General features: G+C 63.8%; 14 protein-coding genes and 2 tRNA genes. 6 read left to right on the top strand and 10 right to left on the bottom strand.

Features of this window, described 5'->3' with window-relative positions:
- Positions 1–150: 150 nt before the first annotated feature.
- The gene (locus tag F8O08_RS03570) at positions 151–759 is read right to left on the bottom strand and encodes a hypothetical protein (RefSeq protein ID WP_158042552.1); all 609 of its coding nucleotides are present in this window, start codon (positions 757–759) and stop codon (positions 151–153) included.
- Positions 760–932: 173 nt separating this feature from the next.
- On the opposite strand from F8O08_RS03570, the gene F8O08_RS03565 reads away from it, so the two are divergent.
- Positions 933–2,021 carry a radical SAM protein gene (locus tag F8O08_RS03565; protein ID WP_158042551.1) on the top strand — a complete coding sequence of 363 codons (1,089 nt, stop codon included), beginning with the start codon at positions 933–935 and terminating at the stop codon, positions 2,019–2,021.
- Between the two features lie 79 nt (positions 2,022–2,100).
- Here F8O08_RS03565 and F8O08_RS03560 read toward each other — a convergent pair whose 3' ends face one another.
- Positions 2,101–3,441 carry an MFS transporter gene (locus F8O08_RS03560; protein WP_158031092.1) on the bottom strand — a complete coding sequence of 447 codons (1,341 nt, stop codon included), beginning with the start codon at positions 3,439–3,441 and terminating at the stop codon, positions 2,101–2,103.
- A 116-nt stretch (positions 3,442–3,557) separates the two neighbouring features.
- Here F8O08_RS03560 and F8O08_RS03555 point away from each other — a divergent pair, with 116 nt between their 5' ends.
- A complete protein-coding gene (locus tag F8O08_RS03555; RefSeq protein WP_158031091.1) occupies positions 3,558–3,821 on the top strand; it encodes a hypothetical protein in 264 nt (87 codons plus the stop codon).
- Positions 3,814–4,605, top strand: a complete 792-nt coding sequence (locus F8O08_RS03550; protein WP_158037621.1) for an alpha/beta hydrolase — start codon at positions 3,814–3,816, stop codon at positions 4,603–4,605. The genes F8O08_RS03555 and F8O08_RS03550 overlap by 8 nt, the downstream gene beginning before the upstream one ends.
- Before the next feature lie 4 nt (positions 4,606–4,609).
- On the opposite strand, the gene clpX is transcribed toward F8O08_RS03550, so the two are convergent.
- The 5 genes from clpX to F8O08_RS03525 all read right to left on the bottom strand — a co-directional run bounded on the left by clpX (position 4,610) and on the right by F8O08_RS03525 (position 9,143).
- Positions 4,610–5,881, bottom strand: a complete 1,272-nt coding sequence (clpX, locus tag F8O08_RS03545) for an ATP-dependent Clp protease ATP-binding subunit ClpX (protein WP_158031089.1) — start codon at positions 5,879–5,881, stop codon at positions 4,610–4,612.
- Positions 5,882–5,941: 60 nt separating this feature from the next.
- Positions 5,942–6,595, bottom strand: a complete 654-nt coding sequence (locus F8O08_RS03540; protein ID WP_158031811.1) for an ATP-dependent Clp protease proteolytic subunit — start codon at positions 6,593–6,595, stop codon at positions 5,942–5,944.
- 107 nt (positions 6,596–6,702) lie between these two features.
- Complete coding sequence (locus F8O08_RS03535) at positions 6,703–7,302, bottom strand: ATP-dependent Clp protease proteolytic subunit (protein WP_158031088.1); 600 nt, start codon at positions 7,300–7,302, stop codon at positions 6,703–6,705.
- Between the two features lie 216 nt (positions 7,303–7,518).
- Positions 7,519–8,976, bottom strand: coding sequence for a trigger factor (gene tig / locus F8O08_RS03530; RefSeq protein WP_158031087.1), 1,458 nt, complete (start codon positions 8,974–8,976; stop codon positions 7,519–7,521).
- Positions 8,977–9,069: 93 nt separating this feature from the next.
- A tRNA-Pro gene (locus tag F8O08_RS03525) sits at positions 9,070–9,143 on the bottom strand.
- A 121-nt stretch (positions 9,144–9,264) separates the two neighbouring features.
- Between F8O08_RS03525 and F8O08_RS03520 the strand changes: the two genes are divergently transcribed.
- A tRNA-Gly gene (locus F8O08_RS03520) sits at positions 9,265–9,338 on the top strand.
- A gap of 147 nt (positions 9,339–9,485) precedes the next feature.
- Here F8O08_RS03520 and F8O08_RS10795 read toward each other — a convergent pair.
- Positions 9,486–10,040, bottom strand: coding sequence for a hypothetical protein (locus F8O08_RS10795; RefSeq protein WP_192497704.1), 555 nt, complete (start codon positions 10,038–10,040; stop codon positions 9,486–9,488).
- Between the two features lie 397 nt (positions 10,041–10,437).
- Here F8O08_RS10795 and F8O08_RS03510 point away from each other — a divergent pair, with 397 nt between their 5' ends.
- On the top strand, positions 10,438–10,836 hold the full coding sequence (locus F8O08_RS03510) for a hypothetical protein (RefSeq protein ID WP_158038242.1): 399 nt from the start codon (positions 10,438–10,440) through the stop codon (positions 10,834–10,836).
- Between the two features lie 188 nt (positions 10,837–11,024).
- Here the strand turns inward: F8O08_RS03510 and F8O08_RS03505 are convergent, their stop codons facing one another.
- Positions 11,025–11,219 carry a hypothetical protein gene (locus F8O08_RS03505; RefSeq protein WP_158031083.1) on the bottom strand — a complete coding sequence of 65 codons (195 nt, stop codon included), beginning with the start codon at positions 11,217–11,219 and terminating at the stop codon, positions 11,025–11,027.
- A 205-nt stretch (positions 11,220–11,424) separates the two neighbouring features.
- Between F8O08_RS03505 and F8O08_RS03500 the strand changes: the two genes are divergently transcribed.
- Positions 11,425–11,916 (top strand): Dps family protein, encoded by a 492-nt coding sequence (locus tag F8O08_RS03500; protein ID WP_158031082.1) that lies wholly within the window; start codon positions 11,425–11,427, stop codon positions 11,914–11,916.
- Positions 11,917–12,322: 406 nt separating this feature from the next.
- Here F8O08_RS03500 and F8O08_RS03495 read toward each other — a convergent pair whose 3' ends face one another.
- On the bottom strand, positions 12,323–12,799 hold the full coding sequence (locus F8O08_RS03495; protein ID WP_158042550.1) for a ribose-5-phosphate isomerase: 477 nt from the start codon (positions 12,797–12,799) through the stop codon (positions 12,323–12,325).
- Positions 12,800–12,836 lie beyond the last annotated feature (37 nt).

Below are 12,836 nucleotides of genomic sequence, written 5' to 3'. Positions count from 1 at the left end.
CACAACCGCGCAACACCAGCGCACCAACGACGACACGGCATACTCATCACCTCTTGTTCAGGTGTCGGGGTACAGAGTTCAGGCGATCAGTCGCCGGCTGCACGAATGACGAACGCAGACGGCATCGCCTCGATCCTGCACGCAGACTGACTAGAGTCCTGCTTGTTCGGCAGTCGCGGGCAGCTTTGGTGGCCCGGCGCTGACCTCTTCCTCCATGGCGGCGAAGTCACCCCTGCGCGCGGGCTCAACGACTGCGTGATACCAACCGTCCGGGTTCGCATGATACTGAGTGGTCTGGGGGAGCGAAGTCCACTCTTTCAACTTGTCCAACGCCTTTTGCAGAGCGTCAGAGTCGCCTTCTCTCTGCGCTCTGACGGATTCTGCCTCCCACGCCCAGGCATAGAAGGAAAGGGCCTGCCCGACTCCCGTTCCGGCCTCGTACGTCAGCTCGACCTCACCGGCCCCGACCCCTGCAGACGATGGGTCTGTGGCGAAATCACTTCTGACCACCATCTCGGACAGTGAGGGCCATGAAACACCGTCTGGCAGCTGCAGGTCATTCGCAAGGCTGCCTTGGATCGCCTGTGTGTATTCGTCCTCGACTGAGGATAACGGCCCGGAGCTGGAGGGCACTTCTTGCTCTTGCGCCTCTTGCTCTTGTGCTGCTTGCTCTGGCGCAGCCGAATGCGAACTCAGCAGGAACACGGCGACTCCGATGACCACAGCGAGGAACCCGAGAGCCCCCAGAATGACAGACACTCTTCTCATATTCCCCACCCCTTTGACCTGCCCGCGACACCCGCAGTACGCACACTAGCAGAACCGAGCTTCCGAGCCGCTGACCGCAGGCACACGTTGGGCCCGTCTCGGTCTTCGTAGCGACGAGCGACGACCAGCTTGACGATCATTCGAATATATGTTCGAATCACATCATGCGCTGGCATGCACAAGAGACTGCACACACCGACCTCGATGCTCTGAGCGGACTCGACCGCATCGAAAGCCTCAGCGAGGTCACCCACGAAGTCCGCACCCCAGGGTTCGCAGACCTCGTCTACCACGAGGTGCTCGCACGTTCCGCGCTGAACCGTGTGCCAGACGCGAGCAGCGAGTTTCCCGGGGCCTACACGATCAATCCCTATCGCGGCTGTTCGCACGCGTGCACCTACTGCTTCGCTCGGGGCAGCCACCGGTACCTCGACTTCGACACAGGTCACGACTTCGACACGCAGATCGTGGTCAAGACGAACATCGTCGAACGCCTGCATCAGGAGCTGCGCACCTCGCATGTCGGCCGCGTGCCGTTCGTGATGCTCGGTTCGAACACCGACCCATATCAGCGCTGCGAGGGTCGCTACGCACTGATGCCCGGTATCTACCGCGAGCTCGCGCAGGCAGGCATCGGCTTCTCAGTACTGACGAAGGGAACGCTGATCAGACGCGATCTGCCGCTGCTCTCCGAACTCGCGACACAGGTGCCGGTGAGCGTGTCGATGTCGATTCCCATCGTCGACGACCAGCTGCGCCAACAGTTCGAGCCGGGCACCCCGAGCGCTCAGGCTCGACTGCGCACAGTATCCCGTGCGCGTGATCTCGGCCTCGACGTCGGAGTGTTCCTGATGCCGATTCTGCCACTGCTCACCGACAGCCGGTCAAGCCTGATGCACACTCTTCAGACTGTCGGAGAAGCCGGTGCCCACCGCGTGCTCTATCAAGTGCTGCACCTACGCCCCCACGTGCGCCCATGGTTCATGCGCTGGCTGCGGGAGTATCATCCCGACCTTGTCGACAGGTACACCGAGCTGTACCCGAAGGGAGACCGAGCGACCAGCGACTACCGGCGCCACCTCGCAGGGTTGATCAAGCCGTTGATCTCGTTGTATCGGCTCGACGGCTCTCAGCCTGGGGCACAGGCTGCTCCCATTCCCCGAGCACCTCGGCCGCAGCACCGGCGCGCAGCGAAGACGCGCAGCCGATCCCCGCTGGCGACTGACGCATCCGCGGTACCCACGCTGTTCTGAAACAGCTCACCGGAGTCAGCTCAGCTGAACCGCACACTCCTGTGCAACGCTCAGCCACGCCTCGACGTCGAGCAACGGGTCAGTGGTACTCGACGTCTTTCGTCTCGGGCGCGAGACGAATCGCGACCAGCGAGATCAGGCACATCACGGTCAGGTAGATGCCGACCCAGAATGCGCTGCCACCACCGAGGCTCCACAGCCAGACCGCGATGAACGGAGCCACTGCGGCACCGACGATCGCCGAGAGGTTGTAGGCGATGGCCGACCCGGTGTAGCGCACACGCGTCGGAAACAGCTCGGGCAGCGTCGATGCCATCGGCCCGAACGCGAAGCCGGTGAGCGAGAAGCCGACCACGAGAAAGACGATCAGCCCGGCGAAGCCGCCGCCGAGCAGCGGGCCGAACACGATGCCGAAGACCGCCATCGCCACGTTCACGATGGTGTTCAGCCGGCGACGACCGATGCGATCGGCGACGATGCCGCTGAGCAGCGTCGTGATCGTGAAGAAGACGCAGCCGAAGATCAACAGCAGAATGAACGTGCTGCGGTCATAGCCGAGACCGCCGGGCGTCTTTGTGGCCGGAGTCGTCCCGAAGGTCAGTGCGAAGGTGTTCACCAGATAGAACACTGTGTAGGTCGCCGCCATCAGGAAGGTGCCGATCACGATCTCGCGCCAGTAGCCCGTGAATGACGTCACGATGGGCTGCTTCTCGATCTCACCGCGGTCGACCACCTGTTGGAAGGCCGGAGCCTCGACCAGACGCAGCCGCACCCACAGGCCGATCGCCACCAGAGCGATGCTCACCAGGAACGGCACTCGCCAGCCCCAGCTGAGGAAGCCCTCTTCATCGAGCCCGAGCGCCAGCCACAGAAACACCAGGTTCGCCAGGATGAAGCCGAGCGGGGCTCCCAGCTGTGGAAAGGTTCCCCAGAGCGCACGCTTGGCCTTCGGCGCGTTCTCTGTCGCCACCAGGGCCGCGCCCGACCATTCGCCGCCGAGGCCGATGCCCTGGCAGAAGCGCATCAGCGCGAGCAGCGCCGGCGCCCAGTAGCCGATCTGGGCGTAGGTCGGCAGGCAGCCGATGAGGAACGTTGCGATCCCCATGAACATGAGTGAGGCGACGAGCGTGCCCTTGCGGCCGATGCGGTCGCCGAAGTGGCCGAAGAGCAGCGAGCCGAGCGGGCGCGCCAGAAACGCGACGCCGAAGATCGCGAACGACGAGAGCAGCTGCACGGTGTGATCGGGGTTGTTCGGATCATTCGGAAAGAAGAGCACCGGAAAGACCAGCACCGCGGCAGTCGCATAGGCATAGAAGTCATAGAACTCGATCGTGGTGCCGATCAGGCTGGCGACCAGCACGCGTGCGCGTGAGTTGCCTGTGGTCTGCGTGCCGGGTGCCGGCGACGTCGTCGTGCTCATATCTGTGACTCCTGAATTGGGTTGCGACCGCTGCCGGCGACCTCCACAGGTCACCGTCGGCCGTGAAACAGGGTACCCTACGACGCAGAGAAGACCGCTGATGACGGAAGGATCTCATGCAGATCGGCACCAGATGGAACGTCGGAGTGACTCCCCCGCTCGCCCTGCCCGACCCGATGCTGGCCGCGATCAGCGAGGTCGAGGCGGGCCTCGAACCGACACAGCGCGAACGCTGGTCGTGGACCTTGACCTGGCTGGAACGTCACCCCGTGGCCGAGCTCGACGATGGCACGACCATCAGCTGGCTGCCTGACATCGGTGAGGTGACCGTCGACCGACTCGACGAAGACGACGACGTCAACGGAGGCCCCTATGCCTGAACCGTCAGCACACCCGAATGCACGGCCGCAGCATCCGCTCGACCAGTCGGGCGCATCGCAGCCGACTGCGCCCCAGACAGCCGACTCGCGTCGAACCGCTGTGCTGAGCATCGACGACCGCCACACGCTCTGGAACGTGTCGCCCGAAGACCGGGCAGAGGCGCTGGCCACCCGACCCCTGCTGCTGATGCTGCACGGCTGGGGCGCGCGTGAGTCCGACATCCTGCCGTTGGCCAGCAGCCTGCCGCCCGAGTTCGTCGTCGCCGCGCCGCGTGCGCCGCTCGACGCGGGCAACGACTATGGCTTCGCCTGGTACCCGATCGCGGCTCTGCGTGAGCCTGCCACGGGCGGCGACCAGACCGATGCGCGCCCGGCGGTGGATGCACTGGTGCGGTGGCTCGACGAGGTCGCGCCGGTCGGCTCCCGCAGCGCGCAGGTCAGCGTGCTGGGTTTCTCGCAGGGCGGGCTGATGACGACCGAGCTGCTGCGCACGCACGCGCACCTGCTGCGTGCCACGGTGAATCTGTCCGGGTACGTCGCTCAGCAGCCGCGTGAGCTGGATGAGCTCCTGCGCGTCGAACGCCCGCCGGTGTTCTGGGGTCGCGCTGACCGAGACCCGGTCATTCCGCCGCACCTGACGCAGTTCACAGAGCAGTGGCTGCCCGCGCACAGCGCACTGGACGAGCGGGTCTATGCCGGCATCGGCCACGCGGTGAGTGCGCAGGAGCTGTCAGACGTCTCGGCATTTCTCGACGAGCACGTGCTCACGGAGTCGCAGGGCTGACCGGTCAGGCGGTCTTCTCAGCGGCGCGCTCGACCTCTTCGTGTGTGAAGACCTGCACCGAGTCGGTGCCTTCGACGGCCGCGGCCGTGACGAGGCACTTGGCGATCTCGTCGTTGCCGGGCACTTCGTACATCGCCGGGCCGAGCACGGTCTCGAGAATCGCACGAAGTCCGCGGGCGCCGGTCTTGCGCTCGACCGCCTGATCGGCGATCGCCGTCAGTGCGTCGTCGGTGAAGGCGAGATCGACGCCGTCAAGCGCGAACATGCGCTCGTACTGTTTGACCAGAGCGTTGCGCGGGCCGACCAGGATGTCGATCAGCGCGGCGCGATCCAGCGCGTCGACAGTGGTGAGCACGGGCAGACGACCGATGAACTCTGGGATCATGCCGAACTTGCGCAGGTCTTCTGGCTCGACCTCAGAGAGGATGTTCACTCGATCGGCCTCGGTCGACAGCGGAGCGCCGAAGCCGACGCCGTGCGCGCCGGAGCGATCGGCGATGATCTCTTCGAGCCCGGCGAACGCGCCGGCCACGATGAACAGCACGTTCGTCGTGTCGATCTGGATGAACTCCTGGTTCGGGTGCTTGCGGCCGCCCTGGGGCGGCACCGACGCGACGGTGCCCTCGATGATCTTCAGCAGAGCCTGCTGCACGCCCTCGCCCGAGACGTCTCGCGTGATCGAGGGGTTCTCGGCTTTGCGTGCGATCTTGTCGATCTCATCGATGTAGATGATGCCGTGCTGCGCGCGCTCGACGTCGAAGTCGGCGGCCTGCAGCAGTTTCAGCAGAATGTTCTCGACGTCTTCGCCCACATAGCCGGCCTCTGTCAGCGACGTGGCGTCGGCCACGGCGAACGGCACGTTGAGTCGCCGAGCCAGTGTCTGAGCCAGATATGTCTTGCCACAGCCGGTGGGGCCGACCATCAGGATGTTCGACTTCTGAATCTCGACGGGTTCGCTCTCGTCTGTGCTCGCGCCCGCCGCACGAATGCGCTTGTAGTGGTTGTAGACAGCGACGGCCAAATCGCGTTTGGCCGTCTGCTGCCCCACCACGAACTCGCCCAAGAACGCGAAGATCTCTTTCGGCGTGGGCAGTTCGGTCTGCTCGACGGCAGGCTGCTCGGTGAGCTCTTCGTCGATGATCTCGTTGCAGAGCTCGATGCACTCGTCACAGATGTAGACCCCGGAGGGCCCGGCGATCAGCTTGCGCACCTGTTTCTGGCTTTTGCCGCAGAAAGAGCACTTCAACAGATCAGACGTCTCACCGATGCGCGCCATACTCGCCGTTCCTTCCTGATGTCATCACACGAGCCTAGTCGCTGCCGCCGACACTGTGTGTCAGGCGGGGCGCTGCGTCTTTCGCGTCGTCAGCACCTGGTCGATGAGGCCGTACTCCAGCGCCTGCTCGGCCGTGAGGATCTTGTCACGATCGATGTCTTTGTGCACCTGCTCTTTGGTGCGGTTGGAGTGCAGCGACAGCGTGTCTTCGACCCAGTCGCGCATGCGCATGATCTCAGCGGCCTGAATCTCGATGTCTGAGGCCTGTCCGTGGCCGCCCTCGCCGCCGACTGCCGGCTGGTGGATGAGGATGCGGGCGTTGGGCAGTGCGAGGCGCTTGCCGGGTGCGCCTGCGGCCAGCAGCACTGCGGCTGCCGAGGCCGCCTGCCCGAGGCAGATGGTCTGCACTTCGGGGCGGATGTACTGCATGGTGTCGTAGATGGCGGTGAGAGCCGTCAGCGAGCCGCCGGGCGAGTTGATGTACATCTGGATGTCTCGCTCGGGATCGAGGCTTTCGAGCACGAGCAGCTGCGCCATGACATCGTCGGCAGAGGCGTCGTCGACCTGCACGCCGAGAAAGATGATGCGATCTTCGAAGAGCTTCGTGTACGGGTTCTGACGCTTGTAGCCGTAGGCGGTGCGCTCTTCGAACTCGGGCAGGATGTACCGAGACGAGGGCATCTCGACGCCGCTGGGCACGCCGCCGAACGGCATGCCGACAGGGGCCTGGGAAAGGTTGGGGAATCTCATCTGCATGCCCATCTCTCTGCGGTGCTGCCCGCTGTGTGACTGGTGCTGGTCGCCGAACTGGTCTGCCATGCTCACTTCTCCTCCGACTTGTGCGCCGTGCCGCCGCCACCGGAGACATTGAGAGCCGCCGCCTGGATGTGATCGACGAAGCCGTATTCCTTGGCCTCTTCGGCGCTGAACCAGTGGTCGCGGTCGCCGTCGATGGCGATCTGCTCGACGGTCTTGCCGGTCTGCTCGGCGGTGAGCTCGAAGAGGCGACGCTTCATGTCGCTGATCAGCTGTGCCTGAATGGCGATGTCTGACGCCGTGCCGCCGAAGCCGCCATGCGGCTGATGCAGCAGCACGCGCGTGTTCGGGGTGGCGTAGCGCTTGCCCTTCGTGCCGCTGGAGAGCAGGAACTGCCCCATCGAAGCGGCCATGCCGATGCCGACGGTGACGATGTCGTTCGGCACGAACTGCATCGCGTCGTAGATGGCCATGCCAGCGGTGATCGAGCCGCCGGGCGAGTTGATGTACAGATAAATGTCAGCGTCTGGGTTCTCGGCGGACAGCAGCAGGATCTTCGCGCAGATCTCGTTCGCGTTCTCATCGCGAACCTCGCTGCCGAGCCAGATGATCCGCTCTTTCAGCAGGCGTTCGTAGACCGATGCCTGCCCTTGGGGTTCTGCCATCTCCACTCTCCATTCCTCAGCGCGCCTCGACGGCGCAGGTGCCATGACGACACTCGAAGCTTCGTCGGCCCCGAGAGAGGCCGACATGTATGAATCTACTGGAATCCCCCGTCTTCGTTCGCGCTGTTCGCCGTCGGCAAAAGCTCGCCGTGACAACGCAAAAGCGGGGTGCGCCGCATTGGGCGCACCCCGCTTTTGCTGCGAGTCGACGGCGAACTACTCGGCGTCGGTCTCTTCTGCCTCAGCAGCGGTCTTGGCCGCGGCCTTCTTGGCCGGAGCCTTCTTCGCTGCGGCTTTCTTCGCCGGTGCCTTCTTCGCAGGAGCCTTGACCTGATCGAGGGCGTCCTCGGCAGACTCGTCAGAGGCGGGCGCTGCCGTCTCAGCGGTCTCAGCCTCGGCATCCTTCGGCAGGTACTCGCTCAGGTCGACGGCGTTGCCGTCGGTGTCGACGACCTTCACCTTGCCGAGCAGGGTCGAAATCGCCTTGCTGCGCGAGATCTCGCCGAACAGGGCCGGAAGCTGACCCTGCTCGCTGATGATCTTGAAGAACTCGTTGGGCTCGATGCCGTACTGCATCGACTGCTGCACGAGGTACTGCGAGAGCTCGTCCTGCCCCAGCTGCACCTGCAGGTCGTCGACGACCTTGTCGAGCAGCAGCTGAGTGCGGATGCCGCGCTCGACATCAGGGCGAACCTCCGCTGCGTGCGGATCGTCTTCGCTCTTGCCCTCCTGCTCGAGATGAGCCTTGACCTCGGCGTCGACGAGATCTTCGGGAAGCGGAAGCTCGACCTTTTCGAGCAGCGCCTCGACGAGCTTGCCACGGGCCTGACCGACCTGCTCGGTGCTCTTGCGCTTCGCAGCCTCGTCTTTCAGGCTGTCGCGCAGCTCGGCGATGGTGTCGTACTCGCTCGCCAGCTGAGCGAAGTCGTCGTCAGCCTCAGGCAGCTCGCGCTCCTTGACGGCGTTCAGCGTGACCTCGATCAGAGCGGTCTCGCCCTCGTGGTCACCGCCCACGAGCTTCGACTCGAACGTGGTGGTCTCGCCTGCGGTCAGGGTCTCGAGCGCCTCGTCGATGCCGTCGAGCAGCTGGCCCGAACCGATCTCATACGAGATGTTCGATGCGTCGTCGATGACCTCGTCGTCGATCTTGGCCTGCAGGTCGATCGTCGTGAAGTCGCCCTTGGCAGCGGGACGCTCAACCTTGGTCAGCGTCGCGAACCGCTCGCGCAGGTGCTCCAGCTCTTCGTCGACGTCAGCGTCGGTCACAGCCGCAGGCTCGACCTCGACGGTCACATCGGCGACGTCAGGCAGTTCGAACTCCGGGCGCACGTCGACTTCGACCGCGATCTTCAGATCGCCCTGCAGCGTCTCGACGTTCGGCAGCTCGACGATGTCGGCGTTGGGGCGACCCAGCGTCTTCACATCGTGCTCACGCACCGCACTCTGGTAGTAGGTGTCGAGGTTGTCGTTGATCGCCTGCTCGATGACGGCACCGCGGCCGACACGCTGGTCGATGATCGGAGCAGGAACATGTCCCTTGCGGAAACCAGGGATCTGGATGTTCTTCGAGATCTCTTTGTAGGCCTTCTCCAGTGCAGGCTTGAACTCTTCGGGAGTCACATCGATGTGAATCTTGACTCGAGTCGGGCTCAGCTGCTCAATGGTGCTGGACACTTATTGGTCTCCTCTTTCTTCGCGTTCCGCCGGATGGCGTCTTCGAGTCTTGCGACTCTGAAGGACGGTTCGCCGGCACGACCGGCCTGTCCGTCGGGATGACAGGATTTGAACCTGCGACCCCTCGCTCCCAAAGCGAGTGCTCTACCAAGCTGAGCTACATCCCGTTTTCATGCCTGTGCGACCCCAGAAGACCGCACTTCGCACGTGGCCTCGTCGAACGGCCCGTGCAAGTCTAGCGCAAAACAGGTATGCTCGTACCTCGTGCTCAAGTTGTCGTTGAGACATGCGGGCGTAGCTCAATGGTAGAGCCCCAGTCTTCCAAACTGGCTACGCGGGTTCGATTCCCGTCGCCCGCTCCATACCGGTTCCGCACAGATAGACGGAACCACACGCGACACCCGTCGTTGCACCAACTCGAAAACGTGAGTTGGTCGCAACGTCGGCAAAGACTAGTAGGCACTGAGTGTCGGTAAATGTGTTGGCGACACTGTCAGCGAGCGCACCAATTAGACGTGCACTGCCACATAGGCGTCGGGCTGACGTTTCGGGTTCGGGTACCACTCCCGCATCCGCTCCCCTGTCAAGAAGTCGCCGACTCCGATGAGCAGCACGCTGAAGACGATCTGCTCAATCGTCATCCAGAGCGGATACAGACCGGGCACCGCTGCGATGACCAGAGTGACCACAGGAAAGATCTGGCTGAAGAGGCGCAGACGCCAGTAAGCCCACCAGTAGCCGCGGCGTGCCGCCCAAGCGAAACCGAAGAGCGTGAACGTCATCAACAGCACCACGGTGCCGCGGAACCATGAGGCGGGCGTCACCAGACCATCCACATGACGAAATGCGAAAGCCACAACAAGCGTCGCGATGCCCACGACGACCTCGAGAGACAGCAGCAGAGCGATCGACCGCCAGACGCGCTGCGCGCCCTGGGGCGGAGCCGCCAGTCGCAGGGCCGCGTTCGACCCGCCGACCAGCCGTGAGCTCAGCAGCCGGTCTACCCGAGAGGTCGTCCAGGCTGGCTCGGTCGCCGGGGATGTCGCGTCAGAGGAGATTGCCATGACCGCAGTGTACGAATATCAGGTCGCCGACTCCAGATGGTGAAGATGAGGTTGTCCTTCGCCCGCTGAGGCAGGTCACTGCGCGCAGAGCTGCCTTCGTTCGCGCTGGCCGAAGTGTGCGCCAGGCAGACCGACATGCCGGAGTGCGTCAGCCAGCCCGACATGTCCAAGTGCGCCAGGCAGCCCGACATGACAGTATGGTTCGTTCGAGGCGCAGCCGCCGCAGGGTTCGGAGCGCCGGTGCGCAAGGATGCCTTGGCCCGGCCCCTAGAAACCAGACACTGGACACCGGACGCTGGAGACCACGCACTGGACACCGGACGCTGGAAACCGAAAACTGGACACCGCAACCAGACACCAGACACCGGAACGACTGAGAACGACAGAGAGGCCGCACATGGATCTCACCCGCATCACCGTCGCATGGACCGCGATCACCGTTGCAGTCGCAGGGATGCTGCTCGCGATGCGATCGGGAGCGATGATTTCTTCTGTGGTGCTGATCGTCGCCATGGGTTTCATGAGCCTCGTGCTGCTCTGCCTGGCGTGTGCCCTGCTCGTGCGCGGGATTCGCCCAGCTGACCGTCACGACCAGGCCGAGCACGCGAAGCTGGCTGCTCAGATGGCTGCGCTCTCCGAGCAGCAGCAGTCAGCAGCCCGACTCATCCGCGCGATCGCACGCGTCGAGGCGTCACACGATCTGCTGCAGTCTGCGGGGAAGGCGCGCGCCCGTGTCGACCTCGGGCGTGAGATCGAGCGCCAGCGTCGGATGGACGGCTCAGACGCAGCGCACTGATAGTACTGAGGGGTCAGACGACACGCTGATAGGCGCGTCGGACGACCGACGCCGCGGACGCGGGGAGGCCCCTCGAGGCAGCTGAACAGCCACAAGACGAGTAAGCAGAAGACCCAGCAGACAGAAAAAAGAGCAGGGGCTCGGTCGAAACACTGACCGAGCCCCTGCTCTCTGAAGTCGACTAGCTGTCAGTCTCGCAGCTCTTCTTTCGCGTCATTGCGCGCCTCGACCGACTCTTTCTCAGCCTCTGCCTTCTTGACGTTGGCCTCGGCCTTGACTTCGTCGGCCTTGTCCTTGATGCGATCGACGCCCTCGTGCACGGCGTCTCCGACCTTCTCGGCGCCGGCCTTCAGCGTCTCTTTGGCGTCTTCGAACACTCCCATGAGTCTCTCCTCTGCGTCCTGAGATACAGCTTCTGACGCACCTCACGATACTCATCTCTTACTGGGAAAGATAGCGAAAACGTCGTATTTCTTCATGGGCGAACGCCCTATTCCCACGAGTCCCTTAGCCAAGGCTCAACTGCATTGACGCTGCCGATTGAGGTGCCTAGTGTGATGTTCAAGAGTTCGAAAGGAGCCCTCAGATATGACTACATCAACCGTTGCACCCGTTCAGACCTCAGTAACCCCCGACACCGTTTCCGGCGTCGCCCAGTTCCTTCAGCCGGTCGTCGTCGAGCTGACCGCGCTCAGCGTCAATGCGAAGCAGCTGCACTGGCATGTGCGTGGCGCAAACTTCGGCCCGATCCACGAGCTGCTCGACGACCTCGTCGCCCATGCTCGCGACTGGGCTGATCTTGCCGCCGAGCGCGTCGTCGCTCTCGGCCTTCCGGTCGACGGCCGTCTGCAGACCGTCTCGGAGCAGACCACGTCGCCGGTGCTCGCCGACGGTTTCCAGCAGTCGCCCGACACCATTGCCGCCGCGATCGCCAACATCGATGCGGCTCTCAAGGTCGTTCACACCGCAGTCGTCGAGCTCGACGGCATCGATCTGTCGAGCCAGGACGTCGCGATCGAGATCGAGCGCGGGCTCGACAAGGATCGCTGGTTCTTCTTCGCACACATCGCTGAGGCGTAGTCCGGTCTTCTGAGTCACCCCCACGAACGGAAAGGGGCAGAGCCTTCGGGTTCTGCCCCTTCTTTCGTACCTGCTCGAGGTTGGGTGTCATCGACCCCTCACGTTGTCTCGGGTCCTCGGGGCCTCGGGGCCTCGGGTTATCCCGGGTCATCCCGGGTCATCGAGCCGTCGGTCTCTCTCCCCCCTCCCCCGCGCTTCAGGCTGTGGAACGGACCCGCCCCTCAGATCGAGACATGGCAAATGACGCCTCAGCACATCGAGACATGGAAAGTTCCATGTCTGGAAGCAGTTCGACGACAAATACCATGTCTGGATCCCGCCTAGAGCCAAATGGCATGGCTGGATGCCGTGCAGAGTCACAGCGCAGGGTCAAACGGCATGCCTGGGTGCCGCGCAGAGATGCAGCTCAGCCGCGCTGCGCCTCGTAGTCCGCGATCTGGCCGATGCGCCGCACATGACGTTCGTCACCGCTGAACGGCTCCTGCACGAACCACTCGACCAGCTGCGTCGCCTCGTCGACGGTGTGCTGCCGAGCTCCGACCGCCACGACATTGGCGTCATTGTGCTGCCGTGCAAGCTTGGCTGTCGCCTCGCTCCAGGCCAGCGCTGCGCGAATGCCGGTCACTTTGTTGGCGGCGATCTGTTCGCCGTTGCCTGAACCGCCGATCACGATGCCCAGCGCGAACCGTCCCTCTGCGGTGTCGGCTGCAACCGCTTCAGCCGCGGCGATGCAGAACGCTGGGTAGTCGTCGACCGGGTCATAGCTCTGCGGCCCGTGGTCGTGCACTTCGTACCCGAGCCCGCTGAAGTGCTCGATGAAGTGATGGCTCAGATCGAGCCCGGCGTGGTCGGTGGCGATGTGCAGAATCGGCAGCTGTGTCATACCTCCAATCGTAGTGAGTGCGTCGACTGCTCCGGCG

The organism is Pseudoclavibacter sp. CFCC 13611 (genome assembly GCF_008831225.1).
GTDB lineage: Bacteria > Actinomycetota > Actinomycetes > Actinomycetales > Microbacteriaceae > Pseudoclavibacter_A.
Note: the sequence above shows the minus strand (reverse complement) of the source record. Positions and strands in the feature narration are given on the sequence as shown.